This window comes from Cohnella sp., assembly GCF_041640265.1.
Classification (GTDB): domain Bacteria; phylum Bacillota; class Bacilli; order Paenibacillales; family Paenibacillaceae; genus Cohnella.
This window is the reverse complement of the sequence record NZ_JBEQAP010000046.1, coordinates 1-21,720: the sequence shown is the minus strand read 5'-3', so window position 1 is coordinate 21,720 and position 21,720 is coordinate 1. Positions and strand designations below refer to the sequence as shown.

Below are 21,720 nucleotides of genomic sequence, written 5' to 3'. Positions count from 1 at the left end.
CTTGCTATGAAATATTATTATGTGGATGAATTGCGAAGTCTTCTACAAGCATCTGGCTTTAGTATCGTTAATGAATACGGCTACTATGACAGACGACCGATCAGCGAAGGACCTGAACTCATATTTGTTTGTAAGAAAGGGGAGAGCAAAGATGTTAAGAAATGAAGATGTGTACCACCATATTTCTGCTCCTTACGATGTGTTGGTTTCTAAGGAGGACCGGTTTAACAATATCCCGCGAGCTATAACGGACATTACTACTTTAGAGGGGAAGAATGTGCTGGATATTGGGGCGGGTACTGGAAGACTGACTCGTATGATAGCACCTCATGTTTCTTCTATTCAAGCAGTTGATTTTGCAGCAGATATGCTGAAGCTTAATGCCGTTAAATTAGTTGAGCTGGGTTTGGATAACTGGAAGACGACTGTCGCTGATTTACGGGAGTTGCCTGTTAAAGATCAGGAATTCGATTTGATTGTTGCAGGTTGGAGCATCTGTTATGTGGCCTCCAGTAATTCTCCGGATTGGAAAGAAAACTTAAAGCTGTTCTTCTCTGAGGTGCGAAGGGTGTTAAAGCCTGGTGGTAAAATTATTATATTCGAAACGATGGGAACCGGAGTGGAAAAGCCTAATCCACCTCATTTTCTGCTGCCTTACTTTGAATCGTTGGAACGCGATTTCGGACTACAAAAGAAGGTTATACAAACAGACTTTCACTTCGATACAGTTGAGCAAGCAGAGACGCTTTGCCGAGACTTCTTCGGAGATGAGGTTGGAGACGATATCAATCGCAAAGAGAGCCCAATTGTACCTTCATGGACAGGGGTCTGGTGGAGTAGGTTATGAAAGTTCTAATTTTAGGGGGAACCTTTTTTCTAGGATACCATCTCGTCCAAAGCGCAATGAAAGCGGGGCATAACGTAACAATCTTTACACGCGGTAAGACGAATCCGGAGTGGTTTGCTGAAGTGGAAAAGCTAGTTGGCGATCGAGACGGTAACCTTAATGCTTTAGCAGGCAGGCGGTGGGATGCAGTCATCGATACTTCTGGTTACTTACCAAGAATTGTTCGGGATTCTGTCAGCTTGCTTGCAGACGCAACAGACCATTATACTTTCATCTCAAGTATATCGGTTTATCGGGACTTTCTTGAAGCGGGTGCTCATGAGCAATCGCCTGCCGAAGAGCTGGAAGATCCTATAACAGAAGATATAAGCTCAGCTTATGGTGGACTGAAAGCACTCTGTGAGCATGAGGTCATGGTTCGAATGCCGGATCGAGCGCTTGTTATTCGTCCAGGTTTAATTGTAGGACCTCAGGATCCGACGGATCGTTTTACTTATTGGCCTACGAGGTTGAATAAGGGCGGAACGGTTCTTGCTCCCGGTCATCCAGAAGCTTCAATCCAAATGATTGATGTTAGGGATCTAGCGGACTGGACGATTCGTATGGTGGAAGCTCGCAATACTGGGGTTTATAATGCAACAGGGCCAGATTATCCCCTAACCATGCAAACCTTGCTCGACAAGTGCAGAGAGGTTACGAGGAGCAATGCTGAATTCACATGGCTAAGCAATGATTTTCTGCTTCAGCAGGGCGTGGGCCCATGGATAGAGATGCCTCTATGGATTCCGGGTATAGGCGATACAGAGAAGGTTGCTTTTATGCTCTCTGTTAACGTAGATAAAGCCATTTCTGAAGGACTTGTGTTCCGCCCATTAAGTGAAACGATTATAGATACTTTACAGTGGGATTCCCAAAGACTAGATTCATCTCGTAAGGCGGGAATGGCGCTGGATCGTGAAGCACGATTGATTGCTGGGTGGAATAATCAATAAGCTTACAGAAGTATAGATTGAGCGGAGGAATGACAGTTGATTGGGAAGTACGAAATCGTTCATGCCGTAATGGACGATCTAGCAAGTATTGTGGCCATCTATAATACGACAATAGCTGGGCGCAAAGTAACAGCTGATCTAAGTCCGGTCACTGTCGAAAGCAGGTTGAAGTGGTTTAACGAGCATTCAGAGAATCATAGACCGCTATGGGTAATGAAGGTTGAGGGCGAGGTCATCGCTTGGTTAAGCTTTCAGAATTTCCATAGCAGGTCAGCTTACGATGCAACCGTCGAGATCAGTATCTACATCGCGGAGTCGTGCCGGTCGCAGGGAGTCGGCAGCATTTTCTTGGATGAGGCGATTAAACAATGTCCAAGCCTTGATATTCTTAATATTGTGGGCTTGGTATTCGGCCATAATGAGCCCAGCATCTCATTGCTTAAGAAGTTTGACTTTGAGCAATGGGGCTGCTTGCCTCGAGTGGCTATTTTAGACGGGATTGAAAGAGATTTGGTTATTATGGGCAGACGAGTGTAGAGGAGAGTGGCAAACATGATTCTAGAAGTCGCAATGTTGCAAGTTAAACCTGGGTTAGCGGAAGAATTCGAGAAGAGCTTCAGGATCGCTTCTGGTATTATTTCCTCCATGAAGGGTTACATAATCCATGAGCTTCAGAAATGCCTTGAGGTAGAGAACAAGTATATCCTGCTAGTCAAATGGGAAACGCTTGAAGACCACACAATTGGCTTCAGAGGCTCACAGCCTTATCAAGAATGGAAGGCGCTTCTGCATCGTTTCTATGATCCATTCCCAACCGTAGAGCATTATGAATTGAATCAGTAGTTGAAGTGGAAGGTGACATCTGGTTCCCAAAAGAGTTAGCTTGATTACGATTGGCGCGATTGATTTGCAGAAGCTCCGTAAGTTCCATCATATCCGCCGAGAGAACGCCCTCTTCAAGTGACACAAGGAGCTAAGAGGGTGTGAATCGGCGACTTCCGTGAAATATCTTCAAAGACCTCTCTTTATCGCACATATTATGGTAAAATAAAAATAGATTAGCGAACATATGTGCGTAGTAGTTGAAGGAGGTGAAATCATGGCAGATGCCACCTACAAAACTTTTCAGATTTGGATCAAGGATGGTCACCGTTTAGTCCGGTCTGGCTTTTTCAAGTGACAAAAGCCGAATTAGTGCTTTGAGAGCAACTTACTCGGCTTTTGTCATTTCTTTAATTTTTTAGTTTGCTGTAACAAGCTTAGATTCACTAAACGCATTTATCATCCAGACTTGCTTTTCCAATTCCCCTTGAATTTCAAGGAGGATATCCGCTGTGAATTCATCCTCATAGGAAGCAGCTGCCTTGATTCCCTGCTTCAATTCACTGATTAGCTGTGTGAAATCAGCTGCAATCGAAGAGGTCATTTGCTCTGCGGATTCACCGCCTGCAGCTTCTTTAATGGATGACAGACGGACAATCTCTGCGAGAGTCGCAACCGGCTTTCCTCCAACGGCGAGGAGTCGTTCTGCCAAATTATCGATGCGCGCGGCGGATTCCGTATAAAGCTCCTCAAACTTAGCGTGCAAAGTAAAGAAGTGTGGTCCTCTAACATACCAGTGATAATTGTGAAGTTTCATATGCAGCACCGTCCAGTTAGCGATTTGCTGATTCAGTACATAAGCGATCGTGTTCATATTATTCCTCCTCAATAATTATACTTAATCTAAATATAGATTAATAATAACATGGGAAGGTTAAGCGATCATGAAGATCTTATGAAGGTTTTATAAAGATCAAATGAAGATGATTTACAAAATAGAATGAGGACAAATATGATTAATCCAAGTCCAACAAAAAAAGCTCCCCATTTTACTGAAAAGGGGAGCATGAATGCTTTTAGAACACTTTAGTCGTCCAGGCCTCGCAATTCCAAACCTCAGTGGCGACTTCGCGATAAAATTCGGGTTCATGGCTGATCAAGAGGATACTGCCTTTGTAAGCTTGAAGCGCACGCTTTAGCTCGTCTTTGGCATCTACATCCAAGTGATTGGTCGGCTCATCGAGCACGAGTACGTTCGTTTGTTTGTTGATCAGATTACATAAACGGACTTTAGCTTTCTCGCCGCCGCTTAAGACGGATATTTTGCTCTCGATATGCTTGGTGGTCAATCCGCATTTGGCAAGCGCGGCGCGAACCTCGAATTGCGTCATGGAAGGAAAGTTCCTCCACACCGCTTCGATACAGGTTTCGTCTGCTCCGCCTTTAATCTCTTGCTCGAAGTAACCCGTGAACATATTCTCGCCTTGTTTGACGGAACCGGATAGAGCAGGGATCTCTCCCATAAGGCTGCGTAGCAGCGTTGTTTTACCAATCCCGTTAGCACCAACGATCGCGATTTTGTGTCCTCGTTCCATCAGCAGATCGATAGGACGGCAGAGAGGCTCCTCGTAACCGATAACTAGGTCCTTCGCTTCGAAGATTAGACGGCTGGACGAACGAGCTTCCTTGAATAGGAATTGTGGCTTCGGCTTTTCTCTAGCCAGCTCGATGACGTCCATATTGTCTAGCTTCTTCTGACGGGACATCGCCATGTTGCGAGTAGAGACGCGTGCTTTGTTCCGAGCGACGAAATCCTTCAGTTCATCGATTTCCTGTTGCTGGCGCTTGAATGCAGACTCAAGCTGCTGCTTCTTAGCCTCATGCTGGTGCAAGAACGTATCATAATCGCCGACATAACGGTTTAACTCTTGATTACCCATGTGATAGATGAGATTGATTACGCTATTTAAGAATGGAATATCATGTGAAATGAGGATGAAGGCATTCTCATACTCCTGTAAATACCGTTTCAGCCATTCGATGTGCTGCTCATCCAAGTAGTTAGTAGGCTCATCGAGCAGGAGGATTTCCGGTTTCTCCAGCAGAAGTTTCGCAAGCAATATCTTTGTCCGTTGTCCGCCGCTCAGGTCATGTACGTCACGGTCTAGCCCGATATCGCCAAGACCTAATCCACGTGCGATTTCTTCAACTTTAGCATCGATCAAATAGAAGTCGTTATTAGTAAGAGTATCTTGAATAGTACCCACTTCCTCTAATAACTCTTCAAGCTCTTCCGGTGTCACTGAGCCCATCTTGTCATACATTTCGTTCATCTCTGTCTCGAGATCCATCAAGTATTGGAAGGCACCCCGCAGGACGTCACGAATGGTCATACCCTTTTGTAATACGGAATGCTGGTCGAGATAGCCTATGCGAACCTTCTTAGCCCACTCGACTTTGCCCGCATCGGGCTCCAGGCTCCCGGTAATAATATTCATAAACGTGGACTTTCCTTCGCCATTGGCGCCAATCAATCCAATATGCTCGCCCTTCAGTAAACGGAAGGAGACGTCATTAAATATGGCACGGTCTCCGAAACCGTGGGTTAAATTTTTTACAGTAAGAATACTCATCTCTCGACACCTTTTTCTTCGATTCTCGATTTATAAACACTAATTTTCATTATAATCCGCGCAGGGTGCAAAACTCAACGGCTTTCTGGCCAGTTCTTAATCTTTAAGCCATTATTGGCTGCCATCCGGCTTCCGATCGAGATAATAGACCGATACGCGCTCGGGTTGTATAATCATGGAAGCAGTTAGTTTAGGGAACCAAAATGGAGAGGAGAATGACAGTTTGAGTAAATATTGGAGTAAGCTTACGGCTTCTTTAGTGCCTTATGTCCCTGGGGAGCAGCCCAAGGATCAACGATACATTAAACTCAACACGAACGAGAACCCATATCCGCCTTCCCCAAAGGTTATAGAGGCTATACAAGCGGCAGTAAACGAAGATTTGCGACTATATCCAGATCCCACATGTGAGAAGCTCACCGAGAAAATTGCCCATTATTATAGACTAACTGAAGATCAGGTTTTTGTAGGTAATGGGTCGGACGAGATTCTTGCATTCGCATTCCAAGGATTTTTCTCCCCGGATAGACCAATCCTTTTCCCAGATATTACATATTCGTTCTATCCGGTTTACGCGAAGCTGTATGGTCTAACCTATGAGACTTTACCTGTTGATGAGAATTTCAAAGTCGAGCCTGAGCACTTCCGTATTCCGAACGGCGGCATTATTGTCCCGAATCCGAACGCTCCAACGGCCCGTTATATGCCCCTCGAATCCTTAAGAATCATACTCGATGCGAATCGTGAACAAGTGGTTATCGTGGACGAAGCTTATATTGATTTTGGCGGAGATTCTGCTATCCGTTACATAGCTGAATATCCGAATTTGCTCGTTGTACAGACGTTATCCAAATCCCGTTCCCTTGCTGGCTTGCGCGTAGGTATGGCTATGGGACATAAGGATTTAATTGAAGGCTTGAATCGGATCAAGAATTCATTTAACTCCTACACGCTGGATCGCCTGGCATTGGCCGGTTCCATTGCTGCTATTGAGGATCAATCCTATTTCGAGGAAACAACACGTAAAGTTACAGCGACTAGGGAACGTACAATCCAAGCCTTGAAGCCAATAGGGTTTCGAATCATAGAGTCCCAGGCCAATTTCATCTTCATCACACATCCTCAGCAATCGGCACAGCACTTATTCGACGGGCTAAGAGCACGAGGGATTCTCGTTCGTTTCTTCAACAAGCCGCGTATTAATCAATTTCTTAGAGTCAGCATCGGAACGGATGAGGAAATGGAAACATTCGTCGCTGCTATGGGTCAAATAGTGGGTTAATTACCTTGAACTATGGAAGGAATGGCAAGCATTGAACATCGATAAGGAAGAGCAGGCGATAGAAAGGTATCCGCATGTCATAACGAAGACTATGCTCATTCAGGAGTTCATGAGATTGGGGCTCTATAAAGGTATGACATTAATTGTCCATTCCTCTCTTCGTTCATTGGGCTGGGTCAGCGGTGGTCCTGTTACTGTCGTTCAAGCGCTCATGGAGGTCATTACAGAAGAAGGAACCTTAGTGATGCCAACTCATTCTGGAGAAAATTCAGATCCCTCCCATTGGCAATGTCCATCCGTTCCCGAAGACTGGTGGGATACCATTCGAGAGACAATGCCAGCGTTCCATCCGACTTATAGTCCAACGAGGGGAATGGGGAAGGTGCCGGATGTATTCCGGACATTCCCGGAGGTTATCCGCAGCTATCATCCATCCGTCTCCTTCGCGGCGTGGGGTAAGGATGCGAGGTTCATAACAGATGGACATTCCTTGGACTTCGGTTTGGGAGAACAATCCCCATTAGCCCGATTATATGATCTAGATAGCTCTGTGCTTCTGCTTGGAGTCGACTATGATAGCAATACTTCTTTTCACTTAGCAGAGAATCGCCTGCCTAATCGAATTGTCAAAGCGGAAAGTGCACCGGTTATAGAAGCAGGTGAGCGTGTATGGGCGACCTACTCCGAGATTGAATACCAGACGGAGCTATTCGTAGATATGGGGATTGCTTTCGAGAAGAGCTATCCGGTCACCATCCATCAGGTTGCAGCTTCGGCATGCAAGCTTTTCAAGCAAAGAGATTGCGTGGATTTCGGCTTGGATTGGTTAATGAACCGAGCTGCGTCGGATACACTATGAGGAGGACGAGCGATGACGACAGACTTAAGATACCCGATTGGACATTTTGTTTCTGATGGCGAGATATCGGAGGAGCAGCGAGTAGCTTGGATTTCGGATATCGCGCAATTACCGGTACAATTAGCAGCGGCGCTTGATGGGCTAAACGAGGCACAGCTTGATACGCCTTACCGTCCTGAAGGCTGGACCGTAAGGCAAGTGACCCATCACATCGCGGATAGCCATATCAATAGCTTCACGCGCTTCAAGCTAGCTTTAACGGAAGATCAGCCTGCCGTTAAGCCCTACTATGAAGAGCGGTGGGCACTTCTTGGCGATACGCTTCAAGCGCCAGTTGAGAAATCTACGGCACTAATCGATGCGCTGCATGATCGGTGGGTTTATTTGCTTCGCTCCATGTCCAGTGAGGATTTCGCTCGCACCTTCTATCATCCCGAGTCGCTCAAGGTATTCCATTTAGATATCGTTCTCGGGACTTACTCCTGGCACGGCCGCCATCATGTTGCTCATATTACATCGTTGCGCGAACGGATGGGCTGGTAGTTCGAGTAAACACTCGATAGTGCAATAATCAAGGGGGGGAGGGCTTCCGTTTCTCTACTGAGTTCCCGGCCTCATTCACTGATTGAATAAGGGCAGGGAGCTGATCCTTGGGCATCGGTCGGCCGAATAAGTAACCTTGTGCAAAATCGCAATTCACTCTTTTTAGAAAGGTCAATTGATCGTACGATTCAATTCCTTCGGCAACAATCTTATATCGAAGTTGCTTAATAAACTGAATCATGAAGCCAGTTACATCTCTTTCATGAGTTTGGCCGATATCATCAATAAAGCTCTTGTCGATCTTAATGATATTGAAGGGCAGTTTACGTAAGTAGTCCATAGAAGAATAACCAATTCCGAAATCATCTAAAGCGAGCTGAACGCCTAGCCGTTGCAGCTTCTTTAGCTGCCGCTCCGCCATGTCAAAAGAGCTCGTGAGCTTGCTCTCGGTTAACTCTAGCTCCAACCGATTGGGGCTCAAGCCTGTTTTGGTTAGTACCTTCTGAACACGCTCAACAAACAGCTCATCCATAAGCTGCAGAGCAGAAATGTTAACGGCGATTGTGAGCATCGATGGGGAAGGCGCTAATTGCTGTAGCGTTCGACATGCTTCCTGAAGAGTCCATTCTCCAATTGGAATAATAAGCTGGGATTCTTCTGCCAGCGGTATGAAATCTAGCGGCATCACGGTTCCGATCTCTGGGTGGTTCCAGCGAAGAAGTGCCTCGAAACCCCTTAAGGAGCCTGTCTGCAAGTCGTATTGAGGCTGATAATGCAAGGTCAATTGGCTTTCTTTAATAGCAGTACCTAAGTAGAACTCCATGAGTGTGCGTTCACGAATTTGTTTGGATTGCTTCTCACGATTTTGAACGATTTGATTAATCCCTTGCGTTTTGACAAGTTTAAGATCAGTAACCGTACGCGACAGCACTTGTTCGACCGAGATATCTTCATCTTTATAAGTCGTCATTCCTGTGCTGATGTTCACATGGCAGGCACTTTCATGAATAAGGTATGGGTCGGTGAGCAGAGTCTGCATCTCTCGTAAATATTCAGGCTGGAGCCTCAGGACCTTCCCGGCGTTTTCTTCCGGAACATAGAGCAGGAAATCATGTATATTTAATCGGCACAAGGATCCAGATCGAGGAAGCCATTGCAATAATCTCTGGCTGATTTGCTTAAGCAGCTCATCGTGAAAGGCTTCAACTTGATGCTCCGTAATCGTCTTGAGCTCTTCAACTCTTACTAGGATAAGGTGAAAGGAAATTCGTTGCTTAATCATCATCTGCAATTGGATCATGAACGGCTTAGAGCGGGGGAGACCAGTCATTTCATCGATTACCAATTCGCGTTGTCGGGACCGTTTAAAGACTGCCATGTTCTTCACAAGGTGTATCATGCTGCCCCATCTGAACAATACAATCCCTCCACATTAGCTGATCTAGCTAAGTATAAAGGCAATTCGTTTAGAAAGTTCGCGGTCCAATATTAGCGCAATGGAATGAAAAAAAAGACTCCCGGTTAGGAGCCTTAAGTTCTGACGATTATCGAATGAATTTGTACCCGACGCCCCAGACGGTCTTAATGTATAGAGGCTCTTTGGGGTTCTTCTCCAGCTTGCGACGAAGGTTGGTCACATGTACATCAATCGCTCGATCGTTAATGAAGGAATCAATGCCACGGACAGCATTGATTAATTCCTCGCGACTGAATACGCGACCTGGATTCTGGTAGAACAGCTTCATAATCTCATATTCTGAGAATGTCGTCTCGATGTGTTCTCCGTCTAGCACAATGGTTCTGCGTTCGAGGTCCAGTGAGAGACCTTGATGCAGGGTAGCGACAGGTGCGGCATTAGGAGCTGACAAGTGCATAGATGGAGCCACATGGTGAGATGAACGCCGTAGTACGGCGTTCATTCTAACCTTAAGCTCATGCATACTGAAAGGCTTGCATAGATAGTCGTCTGCACCCGAGCTGATGGCTTGAATTCGGTCATTAACAGATGTCTTCATTGAAATTACGATAATAGGCAAATGAGTCAGTTGTCGGAATTCTGAGCATAGCTGAGTACCCGATGCATCTGGCAGCATGAGATCAAGTAATAGGATTTCGGGTTGAAAGGTGTTAAGAGCCATCTTACCTTCGCGTGCAGTCCCAACGCGTTGTACGGTGAATTGCTCTTCGGTGAGGTAGAGAGTAAGCATTTCTCCGATGATGGGGTCATCTTCAATAACGAGAACTCTCGTCAATTAACGTCACCCCCCTTTAGGAAATTGTTAAGAACGCTAATACTTTACTAACATTTGCCATTATACCTATTATATATTGTCGAAGGTTGTTCGTCTAACTCCTTTTTTGTAATACGAGTTTATTCATAGTTTCAAGCACTTGATCAAGAGATAAGATTAACTCTTCCATGAGGATATCGATAGACTCTTCGGATTGTAGCAAGCGCTCCAACGTGGAAGCCTTTTCCTGAACGATTGTCGCACCTAAGTGTCCAGCAGCCCCGCTTAGCGAATGTACAAGCCTTATTGTGCTGGCTCGGTCCCCTGCATTCATGAAGTTTATTAATTGATTCTTTGTATCGGAATATTGTTGAAGGAACTTCTCTAGCAGCTGCAAGTAGAGATTGCTCTTACCATCCAAGCGATTCAGCGCGAGAGACACATACAAGCCCGGCGTCTCCGGCCAAGCTTCATCGGTATCTACCATCGTAGGAGAGAACTGCTTGGTTGGAAGGAGGCGCAGCAGAACAGAGAACAGAATCTCAGGTTGGATCGGCTTCGTTACAATGTCGTTCATACCGGCAGTCAAGCATTTCACATGCATATCCTCAGTTATGTCTGCTGTCAGAGCAACGATAGGCAGTTCCTCGGAATTGAACCGGTTGCGCAGCAGAATGGTGGTCTCGATTCCATCCATATCCGGCATATGTAAATCCATCAATACTAAATCCATGGAGGACTGATTCAATACCTGCAAGGCCTTCATACCGCTCTCAACTGTTTCCACATCAAAGCCTTGTTGTTCTAGCAGATGCTCTGCGACTATACGATTAATAATTTGGTCATCAACGACTAGAATTCGTCCAACCTTCGGAGCTGAATTTGTAAGCCGCATGTCAGAACAATCTTCAGACAAAAGTTCTGTCGACGGATTCTGATAAGATAAGTTGCTTAGGTATAACAATGTTTGTCTTACCTGTCTAGCGGAAGTTGGCTTCACTAATACAGCACTAGGCTTAAGGCTCATCGGTAAATATTGCAAAGCATCACGGCCGAGCAAGGTCGTGAAGGAAATGACTTTAACTCCAAGACTGTCAAGCTCGTTCTTCCATGCCGTCCATGTTTCTTCCCCGTGCATGTCTTCTTGTTCCATATCGACAATGAATAAATCCCACTTCCGTGCATGCAGGATAACCTGGGCATGCTCCCATGTATTAATGGTGACAACCTTGCACCCCATGGATGAGAGCATGATCTGCCAATGTGTCGCAACCTGAGAGTGATCCTCCAAGACCAGAACTTTAAAATGAAAGGGCTCATGGGGGATAGAGATTAATGGATCTTGCTCCTCCATCAGGAAGGTAAGCTGGAATTTGAAGGTGCTGCCAACTTGATAGGTGCTCTCTACCTTAATCGTCCCGCCCATACTTTCGATTAAGGTATGAGAGATAACAAGCCCGAGGCCCGTTCCTCCATACTTACGACTTGTTTTCTCATCGGCTTGAACAAAGGGCATGAACAATAAACGGCGTTGCTCTGGTGTCATACCGATACCTGTGTCTTTCAAAGTAAAGCTCAAGCAAGCTGATCCGCCATCAAGCTCAATCAAGCCAATTCGCAGCTCTATCAATCCGTAATTGGTGAATTTAATAGCATTACTACCTAAATTAAGTAATATCTGCTCTAAGCGCGATGGATCGCCAATGAGACGATCAGGCACTTCCGGATCTACATGAATGATAAAATCCACAGGCTTAGGTCCTAGGAGTACAGAGAACAAGCTGCTAAGCCGTTGCAATGATTCCTCTAATTGGAAGGGAACTTGCTCGATCGTTACTTTACCGGCTTCGAGCTTTGAGAAATCAAGAATGTCGTTCAGAATATGTAGAAGATTCTGCGAGGAGGATGTAATTTGACTCAGGTAGTCCTCTTGAATCTCCGTTAATTCTGACCGTTGCAGCAGATAGGCTAAACCAATGATTCCATTAAGAGGTGTTCGTATCTCATGACTCATGCGCGCGAGGAAGGAACTCTTCGCTGCATTTCCTTCGTCTGCTTGTTCTTTGGCTTTGACTAGCTGACGCTCAATTTCCTTCTGACCTGAGATATCTCGGACGATGGTTGAGAAGAAGCTGTCCTTATTATCCTCGGTTAGATGGGCAACTACGGTAATCGAGGCGAAGTGAGTCTCGCCGCTGACGGCGATGAACTCGGTCTCACTCTGCCAGAACCCAAGCCTCTGCGCCTCCGATAAGCCATCTGCGAATTTCATCGTAGTCGGTATAGGCATATATAGGCTGAGGCGATTATTCTGTTCATTAAGCGAATCTACACCTAGGAAGGAATGACCTGCTTTGTTGAGATAGAAGATATGGCCGCGCAGGTCGAAGGAAGCGATCATATCATGTGCGCTTTCCATGATTTCTAGCAACCTCGTGTTCGTCTCAACGGCTTTCTTAATCGCGCTTATGTCTCTTGCAATTAGGACGTACCCTTTGATTGTTCCATCGGGATAGCGCATGACGCTTGGATTCAACGATACGAGCGTACGTAGACCGTTCCGGTTAATCCATGTCCATTCCCACTCTTGCAGATTAACTTCATCGGAGAGGACGAACAATACCTCTTCATTCGCATGTACCGATACCTTCAGTTTTTCGGTGTAGTATCTAGCACGTTCTTGGATTTGAACTTCGTCATGCCACAGCAGCAGGGTTCTCTGGCCGATGACCTCATTCTCCGAATAGCCCAGCATCTCTTCCGCGCGTTTATTATAAGAAGTAATGACGAATTGAGAGTCGGTTACGATCATCGCATATTGATTGTGCCGAATAAAGGCTTGAAATGGCTCAAACAAATCTTGCAAATTTTCGATCATTCCATTAATAGAGCTTGCGAGTGTACCCATTTCATCCTTGCTCTTTATCAGAAGAGGATGGGTATAGAAATCTCCAGATGCTACCTTCTGTGTAACCTCAACAGCTTGTTTAAGTCGTCTTAGAATTGCACGTTCAGTAAAGATATACAAGATTGTCCCTAACAAGATGACGACTAAAGCTGTTGCTAAAATATTAATCCACATTGAGTTACGCAGAGGGGCTTCGAATTCCTTCTTATTCACTGAAAATACTAAATACCAGTCTTGATCCGATACCTTTGAATAGAACATTTTCAGCAGACGACCGAATACCTCTGTTTCACCATAACCTTCTTGATTGGCTCTTATTTGCTCTGCAAAGTCAATGACTGCGGGATCGTCCTGCACGTAATTGCGCCGCAGAACAATAGATTCATTCTTATAATAGAGTACATTCGTATCCCTATCGATGAGAATAAACGCGCTATCCTTATAGTTGTCGGTATGTATTTTCAGTTCATTCTCAAACACCTTAGAAGAGTTGAGGGCCACACCGAGAACACCTTGCACCTGATGCGATATATCATAGAGAGTTAATAAGGTTGAATCATATAAAGGGACCATGAGCCACATGATTGACTTACCGTTAGCGTCTAAGAAGGGATCCGAGTAAGCGGACGTTCCGGATAACGCTTGATGATAGGCTGGAAGATGATCGACACGTATAGTGGTGCCATCAATCATCTTCAAGGAACCTAAGCCATCATCCACCCCCATATTGACAAAAGGTATGGTGACTAGAGCTTTCTCGTCTCTTAGATATTGGAGCTTCTGGCCTATAGTTCCTGAGCGTAAGCGCATTGATCGACCAACAAGCTCTACTTCCTTCTTCATAAGAGAGAGTGCGCTTTCAAGATTGGCGACAGTGTTCTTCAAGTTGGACATACTTTGCTTGATAAGCTGCTCGTTCATTTGTTTGTTCGATATTTCATAATTGATGAGGTTAATTGCGGCGAAGGAAATGACGTTAAGCAACACAATCACGATAACGATCTTGAAACGCAGTGACATGAACATACAGAATCACACCTCCCGACATTCTTTGAATCTGTTAGCGAAATTCATAGAAAACAATCATCAGTAGTGGAAAAATGTACTCATACTTTCTCTCTATCATAACGAAAGAGGACATAAATCGACAGACCTAACTTTCAAGAGGGTGTGATTCACATCACAAAAGCTTCCAGCCTAGATGGCGGAAGCGATAATTTCACAATATTTAATGTTGTTAACTAATGGAATGCTGCGAAATGGGGAGGGGACTACTTCCAGCCGCCTTCCTATATACGTGATTAGGCAAGCTGCTCTTGATAGGTTAGCTGCTGCAGGGCGAATTCCCTATACATCTCATGACTTTTCACCAGCTCTTCATGTGTGCCGATACCGGTAATGCTTCCCTTATGAAGAAATACAATCCGATCCGCACCTACGACAGTCGAGAGACGATGAGCAATGACGATTGTCGTACGGCCATTCATTAAATTGTTCAGCGCTTCCTGTACAACCTTTTCAGATGTGCTGTCTAATGCCGAAGTCGCTTCGTCCAGCATCAGAATTCGCGGGTTGCGAAGTAATGCCCTTGCGATGGCAATCCGCTGCCTTTGTCCGCCGGAGAGCTTCATTCCACGTTCTCCAACCTCCGTGTTATAGCCTTCTGGAAGCTCTTCTATGAACCCAACCGCATACGCCATTAGCGCAACGTTTCTTAACTGTTCATCGCTAACCTCCCGGTCAAGCCCGTAAGTAATATTCTCACGAATCGTGCCCGACATAAGAGGACTTTCCTGTGAGACATAACCAATCTGACTACGCCAGTTTGCGAGAGAGAAATCGTTTATCGCGTAATCCCCATAGGTAATCCTGCCGTTTTGGGGCTCGTAATAACGCTCCAAGAGAGAGAATAGGGTTGTCTTGCCGCTGCCGCTTGGTCCGACGAGCGCCGTAATCTTTCCAGGCAATATGGTGAAGGTAACGGCTTTGAGTATTTCTTCGCCTTCGTCGTAGCGAAACGTTACATTTTGCAGCTGAATTGAAGCGTCTATTGCAGGAACTATCGTGCCTTGATCCTGGATTTCTTCCGGCTTGCCCAGAATATCTACCATTCGTTCCGTAGCGCCTATAGCTTTCTGCAGCTGAGTGAAGAAAGCTGTAATCTGTCCCAGAGGCATTACAATTTGAATGAGATACAGGATAAAAGCAACCAACTCACCCGCACTAATAGATCCATTAGAGACACGCAAGCCGCCATATCCGATAATAACGACCATTAGAGTCATAATAACAACGCCCATTAACGGAGCGATAAATGCTTGGATTTTACCTTCTCGAACGCCAAGCTTGAACAGCTTAACGATGCCTTGCTTCCCACGTTCATATTCGAGCGGCTCGGCATTCGAGGATTTCACGAGTCTGACCTCGGAGAGCACCTGTGTCAGCACGGATGTGAAGCTTGCGGTTTCATTCTGCATGTTGCGAGAAATCACATGCATCTTCCTGCCGAGAGGGATAAGAATAATAAGTGTAAGCGGAACCGCGATGAGCAGCATCAAGGTCATCTGCCAATCGAGCGTCAACAAAATAACAATGGAGCCTACGATGGAAATAATACCGGTAACGAAGCCCGACATGTGCTCGGAGACCACTTGCTTCACGACACCGGTATCATTGGTAATCCGGCTGATTAGTCCGCCCGTCTCTTCTTTATCGTAGTGTTCTACCGGTAAGTAGAGGAGCTTACGCCACAGCAGATCTCGTAATCCGGACAGAATCTGTTGGCCGAACTTGTTCAACAAATAGATCGATAGTCCGCCTGCTACCGTTTGCGCAATGAACGCACAGACAAGCAGGACGATTTGGTAGGATTCAAGGGAGTCTAGAGTGAAGCCATCCACAAGGTTTTTGGTGAATAAGGGAACGAACAGCCCGACAATCGTGTTAACTAAGCTGAGTACAAGTGCGATGATCAGCATGGTGTAATGAGGCTTCGCTTTGCGGATGAGGGTAAAGAACGTTTGCCAATTATTTTTAGCGGCAGCGGTTAAGTTATCGGATTTGGATGCACGCATGTTGAATCCTCGTTTCTAGTTTAAGAAATAAATTTTACTTATATTATGAACTTACATGAAATAGAAATCCAATTTCTTCACCATCATACATGAGTTATATGAACACAATATGTACGGGTTTGAGAATGAGAATTTCAACATAGAAAAACTGGACATGGTACAATGAGTAAAAAAATGGAAGTCCATAGAGGAGTATAAAATATGTCTCATTCTCAGCTTTGGAGTAATGACCGTTTGGCCGGACAAATTTCTTTTCTCGTGGAGATCGATAAGCTCAAAGGTGTACTTCGTAAAACATTTCTTATGGATAAGAGCCGACTTGAGAATACGGCAGAGCATAGCTGGCACGTGTCCTTGATGGCGATCGTCCTTCAAGAGCATGCGAATAATCCAGCAGTGGATTTGAATCGCGTCATACGGATGCTGCTGCTCCATGATCTGGTGGAGATCGATGCAGGGGATACTTTCGCCTATGATACACAAGGTTACTTGGACAAAGAGGAGCGGGAGCAAGCTGCCGCCAATAGACTATTCGGGCTGCTTCCAGAGGATCAGCGCGGGGAGTGGATGAAGCTTTGGCGAGAATTCGAGGACGGTGAGACGTATGAGGCTCAATATGCTGCAGCACTCGATCGTCTTCAGCCTGTCATCCATAACTATTATACTGGCGGAGTTAGCTGGAAGAACAACGGTATTGTTCGGTCTCAGGTGTTGAAGCGACTCGCTCCTATTCGACAAGTGTCTGATACATTATGGGAATTCACCTTAGAGATTGTTCAGCGTTCCATAGAGCAAGGGATATTGGGTGAAGACCCGATCATGAAGGAGCGATAATATGCCGCGTCTGCTTGGAAGTCGAATAATGCTGCGTGAATACCGAAGGGATGACCTCCCTTGGATTCGCCAATGGGTGAACAATCCGGAGATCGTCGGCTACCTATCGGATATCTTTCTGTATCCGCACACGATGGAGTCGACTGAAGCTTTCATAGATGCCAATCTAGAAGGCAGCTCAGACAGCCGCGGGTTCGTCATTGCCGATCTCGCGGCAGAGGCTTATATCGGTCAGGTAAACCTGGACTCCATTGATTGGAAGAACCGAGTGGGACGCATTGGGATCGTCATAGGCTCATTAGATCATATGGGCTATGGTTATGGAACGGAGGCCATGAAGCTGCTTGTCGCGTTCGCTTTCCGTGAGATGAACTTAAATCGCTTGGAGCTTGAAGTATATGATTTCAACGAGCGTGCATATCGCTGCTACATATCCTGCGGATTTAAGGAAGAAGGCAGATTAAGAGAAAAGCAATACAAAAATGGACGGTATTGGGACGTGATTCAGATGGGCATTCTGCGCTCGGAATGGGTTGGGGAAGGCAGCGAATGATCAGGATATTCTATTGATAGGGGTATTTTTGGAGAACAAGTTAGTCCCTTGGACGGTTCCGACATACAGTTAATTCTGCTATAATTCTCCCTATTCTATTAAAGATAACATGGGAGATTAAGAGATGAAACTTTGGGGAAAAACAGCTCTATCCTTACTGCTCGGAATCACAATCATTAGCGGAGCGTCGATTATGCCACAAGTCACTGCTGCGGCTGCACCGATCGAGATTGTATTGGATGATGTTCCACTTTCCTTTAACGTTGCACCGATGATCCAGAACAGCGTTACTGTCGTTCCTTTTCGAACGATTGCTCAAGCTTTAGGAATAAATGTGGAATGGGACAACGCGAATAGCGTCGTTCGTGCTCAAGGTATAGTAAACGGCGTATTGAAAAAAGTCGTTCTTAAGATTGGCCAGAAAACGGCGACGGTAGATGGTAAATCCGTTAGGCTCATAACCCCGCCCGTGATGGTGAACGCTCGTGTGCTAATACCTCTTAGCTTCTTCAGCACGCAATTCGGAGCCAACGTGGGCTGGAGCAATGAAACGAAGACCGTCTCGATTAAATCTCCTAAGAAACAGATGCATCTTCGTGCGTTTTATGCGCTCGGATCATTCCAGCAGCGTGCTAGAATCTCGTCGATGGATTCCGTTGCCTTCGGATGGAGCAGGATCAACGAGAACGGTGAGCTTGTATTAGACGGAGACGATTACTATTGGCCTGAGGCGGCGGGTGAGGTTACCCCGGAATCGCTCATCAAGGATTCCGCATCTCAAGGAGCTAAGCCTTACCTTATGGTGTATTCCGTAGATGGTAAAGGCGAGCTCACTAAGATGCTCAGCGATGAGACGCTGCGGAATCGCTCAATTGCGAACATGGCGGCATTGGTAAGGGATATGGGCTTCGGCGGTGTCGTATTGGATTTAGAGGGTTTAGGATTAAATCTTGATCCACTCCAGCAGCAGAAGCTGCTGAATAACTATGTGAAGCTGCTTGTAGACCAATTGTCGCCGCTTGGCGCGACAGTTTCCGTTGCTGTGCCACCGCCGAATGGGTCATACAAAGGATATGACTACAAGACGCTGGCCGGACTTGCTGAAGATTTAATTCTCATGGCTTATGATTTCCATCCTCCAGGCACGCCGGATCACACCCCTGAGCCGAATGCGAAGGTAGAGGAAGCGATCTCCCTGATGCTTGAAGCCGGTGTCCCCAAGAATAAGCTCATACTAGGCATCAGTTTCGGCAGCGAATTCGTGTTCACAGTGGATGATAAGCTCGGACTAGCCAAGCGTTACGGGCTTAAGGGGGCGTCCTTCTGGGTTCTTAAGCTTTATAGTGATGAATTCGCGAATGAGATTGACCGTGTTGTAGAGAAGGTAGGAAAATAAACATGCCTTTCGATCAAGTTTTACAGCGTTATGGAATAAAAGAAGGTTGGCAACTCATACAAGGACAATCTGGCTGGAACAACACGACCCGATTCGTCGAAACGGGCGGGCAGCGCTGGGTGCTTCGAATCTATGAAACTCATCGAGATGCGGACAAAATCCGCTTCGAGCATGAGATTCTCCTTGCTCTGAACGAGCTAGAGCTGCCATTTCGTATTCCTTTACCCGCACGGTGCGATGATGGAAGCACTCTTGTCCAATTAACTGACGGTTCGCAGCGGTGGGCGTGTTTGTTCACTTATATCAAGGGGCACAGGCCGGAAGAGAACGATACTTCTATCGTTAAGTCGATCGGACGGGCAACTGGGCAATTGAGCAATGCGTTAGGTCAGCTGAAGTTGAAAAGCAAGCCTATATACCCTGCTTACTACGAGATGGATTCGGCTCATCCTCTTTGTGCACCGGAGAAAGTGGCTTCCTTCTGCTCCATTCCACCAAGTGAGTTCCATGGTGAAGCGGGGGAGCTTCAAGTGATTGGGGAGGCGATAGAGAGCTTTCGAGCGCAGCTTCCTCAGTTCCGGGAGCTGCCGCATCAGCTCATTCACGGAGATATCAATCACTCGAATCTGCTCATATCGGATGATGATACGGGAAGCGGGATTGCAGCCGTACTGGATTTCGAGTTCTGCACCCATGATTTGCGTGTGATGGAACTAGCGGTTATCATGTCCGGGCTTCTGTCTAGCGAGCAAGCGATGGACAGCATCGAAGCATTCCTCTCCGGGGCTGGCGAACAGCTTCAGTTGGAGAGAAGGGAAGTCGAAGTAATCCCCTTACTTGTTGAGCTAAGGATCCTCGATGTTTTCCTTCATTTTCTAGGTCGCTATCTTGACGGAGTGGACGGAGACAGCGTTCTGCGGGAGCAGACATTGTCCGCGTATGATGGTCTTAAGCAGTTGAACAAGCTGAAGGATGGACTGTTAAAGCTTAGCTTTCGACATTTAACGACATAATTATTTAATGCCATAAAAGGCGTATTCACCCTGCAATGAGGGGGATACGTCTTTTGTGTTATGTTCTAGATGATTATGAAGTCGAATCAGATAAGCTGTTGTCTTACAAGCTCGAAAGTATGGTTGATGTAAAAGTGGGACAAAGTGTTAAAGATCATATCGGTATTATCGAAGGATATAGAAAAATGGAGGAATGTTCGATGAACAAGCGTTTTAATATGAAGCACATGGTGGCTGCCTTTCTTTGCGGAAGCTTATTCTTATCAGGGATTGCAATTGCGAAGAGCGATTCCATTAACGTTTACAAAACGGTTCAAATGGGCGAGGTAGAAATTCCTCTGAAGGATGCTGCAGGTACTGTGATTGGTCATGTGAACCTTTCACAAGGCGACAAGGGAGTGAACATTCATGTGGAAGCGTCGAAGTTAACCCCAGGTAAACACGGCTTCCACCTTCATGAGAAAGCCATTGAAGGAAATGACTTCAAGACTGCGGGGGGTCACTATAACCCTACAGGTAAGAAGCACGGCTTTCATAACCCGGATGGCCATCATGCAGGCGATCTTCAGAACCTAGAGGTTAAAGCAGACGGTACAGTTAAGGGCGATTTCGTTCTTGAAGGCGTAACCTTAAAACAGGGGAAAAATGCTTCTATCTGGGGCAAATCCCTTATCATTCACGCAGATGAGGATGATGGAATAACCGATCCTTCCGGAAACTCAGGCGATCGCATTGCAGGTGGCAGCATTTTGGAGTAGCGTGTATCGGGTTGGTTATATATGGTGATGCAAAACACAATTGCTAAAGTCTTGGAAGTAGAAACTTCAGTCCCGAATTATGGGACTGGAGTTTATTTCGTATATTGGAGGTTGAATAGACAATTCTCGACTTTCTATGTTTTATCTGTTCCATAAAAAGGAAAATGAATGATTCTTCACGAATAAATGATTAAAACGGTTATTTGCGAAGTTCGTAAACACCCATAATTATCGACAATATGCGAAATACGCAAATATTACGTTATAAGAAATCGGCGAAGAGCTTGAGAAACACAAATACTTTATTGTAGGTGGGCCACAATGAAATGTTCTCATTGTAATGAGGAGATTGGTGAAATATCATTTTGCTTTGGTGCACATGCTCCGTTTCATTACCTTGTTCTGAATGAGGAAGATCAACAGAAATGTGATATTGATAATGATATTTGTGTGATTGAATCCAGAGATCATTTTATCAGAGGACATTTGGAGATTCCTGTAATCGGATCTGATGAAGTGTTTATTTGGAGCGTCTGGTCATCTGTAAGTAATACCAATTTTGAGAGAGCAATTGAATTATGGGAATCAGAAGACCGAAGTCGAGAGCCCGGATATTTTGGATGGGTTTCAACTAGGTTGCCATTATATCCTGATACTATAAATCTAAAGTGTGAAGTACATACGAGAGATGTTGGATTATGTCCGATAATAATCTTAGAAGAATCTGATCATCCACTATCAATAGAACAAAGAAATGGAATCACAATAGAGAGAGTAATTGAATTAAATCATTTATTAATGCATGAAACATTATAAAGATCATTTAGTAAATTCGATGAAGTCGCCGACATCTTATAACACCATATTCACGCTTCGGGGCATTCGCCCCTCGGTCCGGCCGGAGTTAGAGGTTGATTCGGGGAGGCAATTGCAGTAGCAAGGAAGCATATTCAGCCGGACACACCCGCACCACCC

General features: G+C 45.5%; 20 protein-coding genes. 14 read left to right on the top strand and 6 right to left on the bottom strand.

All coding sequences use genetic code 11. The features are described from left to right. Positions 1-6 precede the first annotated feature (6 nt). From ACESLK_RS23780 to ACESLK_RS23760, 5 genes are all read left to right on the top strand, one after another. Positions 7-165, top strand: coding sequence for a hypothetical protein (locus tag ACESLK_RS23780; RefSeq protein ID WP_373232202.1), 159 nt, complete (start codon positions 7-9; stop codon positions 163-165). Then, the gene (locus tag ACESLK_RS23775; protein WP_373232201.1) at positions 152-847 is read left to right on the top strand and encodes a class I SAM-dependent methyltransferase; all 696 of its coding nucleotides are present in this window, start codon (positions 152-154) and stop codon (positions 845-847) included. Before ACESLK_RS23780 ends, ACESLK_RS23775 begins: the two co-directional genes overlap by 14 nt. Continuing rightward, positions 844-1,839, top strand: coding sequence for an NAD-dependent epimerase/dehydratase family protein (locus ACESLK_RS23770; protein ID WP_373232200.1), 996 nt, complete (start codon positions 844-846; stop codon positions 1,837-1,839). The genes ACESLK_RS23775 and ACESLK_RS23770 overlap by 4 nt, the downstream gene beginning before the upstream one ends. 69 nt (positions 1,840-1,908) lie before the next feature. Continuing rightward, a complete protein-coding gene (locus tag ACESLK_RS23765; protein ID WP_373232239.1) occupies positions 1,909-2,376 on the top strand; it encodes a GNAT family N-acetyltransferase in 468 nt (155 codons plus the stop codon). Between the two features lie 15 nt (positions 2,377-2,391). Continuing rightward, on the top strand, positions 2,392-2,682 hold the full coding sequence (locus ACESLK_RS23760; protein WP_373232199.1) for an antibiotic biosynthesis monooxygenase family protein: 291 nt from the start codon (positions 2,392-2,394) through the stop codon (positions 2,680-2,682). A 397-nt stretch (positions 2,683-3,079) separates the two neighbouring features. On the opposite strand, the gene ACESLK_RS23755 is transcribed toward ACESLK_RS23760, so the two are convergent. Beyond that, the gene (locus ACESLK_RS23755; protein WP_373232198.1) at positions 3,080-3,535 is read right to left on the bottom strand and encodes a Dps family protein; all 456 of its coding nucleotides are present in this window, start codon (positions 3,533-3,535) and stop codon (positions 3,080-3,082) included. Between the two features lie 202 nt (positions 3,536-3,737). Next, complete coding sequence (locus tag ACESLK_RS23750; RefSeq protein ID WP_373232197.1) at positions 3,738-5,294, bottom strand: ABC-F family ATP-binding cassette domain-containing protein; 1,557 nt, start codon at positions 5,292-5,294, stop codon at positions 3,738-3,740. Between the two features lie 223 nt (positions 5,295-5,517). On the opposite strand from ACESLK_RS23750, the gene hisC reads away from it, so the two are divergent. The 3 genes from hisC (at position 5,518) to ACESLK_RS23735 (ending at position 7,978) form a co-directional block, all read left to right on the top strand. Next, entirely contained in the window at positions 5,518-6,576 is a 1,059-nt protein-coding gene (gene hisC, locus ACESLK_RS23745; protein WP_373232196.1) for a histidinol-phosphate transaminase, read from the top strand. 91 nt (positions 6,577-6,667) lie between these two features. Further along, positions 6,668-7,435 (top strand): AAC(3) family N-acetyltransferase, encoded by a 768-nt coding sequence (locus ACESLK_RS23740; protein WP_373232238.1) that lies wholly within the window; start codon positions 6,668-6,670, stop codon positions 7,433-7,435. Positions 7,436-7,447: 12 nt separating this feature from the next. Beyond that, positions 7,448-7,978 (top strand): YfiT family bacillithiol transferase, encoded by a 531-nt coding sequence (locus ACESLK_RS23735; protein ID WP_373232195.1) that lies wholly within the window; start codon positions 7,448-7,450, stop codon positions 7,976-7,978. Between the two features lie 28 nt (positions 7,979-8,006). On the opposite strand, the gene ACESLK_RS23730 is transcribed toward ACESLK_RS23735, so the two are convergent. The 4 genes from ACESLK_RS23730 to ACESLK_RS23715 form a co-directional block, all read right to left on the bottom strand. Further along, positions 8,007-9,395, bottom strand: a complete 1,389-nt coding sequence (locus ACESLK_RS23730) for a putative bifunctional diguanylate cyclase/phosphodiesterase (protein ID WP_373232194.1) — start codon at positions 9,393-9,395, stop codon at positions 8,007-8,009. A 127-nt stretch (positions 9,396-9,522) separates the two neighbouring features. Further along, complete coding sequence (locus tag ACESLK_RS23725; protein WP_373232193.1) at positions 9,523-10,230, bottom strand: response regulator transcription factor; 708 nt, start codon at positions 10,228-10,230, stop codon at positions 9,523-9,525. Between the two features lie 94 nt (positions 10,231-10,324). Continuing rightward, positions 10,325-14,143: a response regulator gene (locus ACESLK_RS23720; protein ID WP_373232192.1), complete on the bottom strand. Its 3,819-nt coding sequence runs from the start codon at positions 14,141-14,143 to the stop codon at positions 10,325-10,327. Between the two features lie 275 nt (positions 14,144-14,418). Continuing rightward, positions 14,419-16,191 (bottom strand): ABC transporter ATP-binding protein, encoded by a 1,773-nt coding sequence (locus tag ACESLK_RS23715; protein WP_373232191.1) that lies wholly within the window; start codon positions 16,189-16,191, stop codon positions 14,419-14,421. A 201-nt stretch (positions 16,192-16,392) separates the two neighbouring features. On the opposite strand from ACESLK_RS23715, the gene ACESLK_RS23710 reads away from it, so the two are divergent. The 6 genes from ACESLK_RS23710 (at position 16,393) to ACESLK_RS23685 (ending at position 21,561) form a co-directional block, all read left to right on the top strand. Then, a complete protein-coding gene (locus ACESLK_RS23710) occupies positions 16,393-17,025 on the top strand; it encodes an HD domain-containing protein (RefSeq protein WP_373232190.1) in 633 nt (210 codons plus the stop codon). A gap of 1 nt (position 17,026) precedes the next feature. Next, the gene (locus ACESLK_RS23705) at positions 17,027-17,578 is read left to right on the top strand and encodes a GNAT family N-acetyltransferase (RefSeq protein WP_373232189.1); all 552 of its coding nucleotides are present in this window, start codon (positions 17,027-17,029) and stop codon (positions 17,576-17,578) included. Positions 17,579-17,702: 124 nt separating this feature from the next. Next, complete coding sequence (locus tag ACESLK_RS23700; protein WP_373232188.1) at positions 17,703-18,974, top strand: stalk domain-containing protein; 1,272 nt, start codon at positions 17,703-17,705, stop codon at positions 18,972-18,974. Between the two features lie 2 nt (positions 18,975-18,976). Continuing rightward, positions 18,977-19,987, top strand: a complete 1,011-nt coding sequence (locus ACESLK_RS23695) for a phosphotransferase enzyme family protein (protein WP_373232187.1) — start codon at positions 18,977-18,979, stop codon at positions 19,985-19,987. A 53-nt stretch (positions 19,988-20,040) separates the two neighbouring features. Beyond that, positions 20,041-20,745, top strand: coding sequence for a superoxide dismutase family protein (locus ACESLK_RS23690; RefSeq protein ID WP_373232186.1), 705 nt, complete (start codon positions 20,041-20,043; stop codon positions 20,743-20,745). Between the two features lie 321 nt (positions 20,746-21,066). Beyond that, the gene (locus ACESLK_RS23685; RefSeq protein ID WP_373232185.1) at positions 21,067-21,561 is read left to right on the top strand and encodes a DUF2199 domain-containing protein; all 495 of its coding nucleotides are present in this window, start codon (positions 21,067-21,069) and stop codon (positions 21,559-21,561) included. The last annotated feature ends 159 nt before the right edge of the window (positions 21,562-21,720 follow it).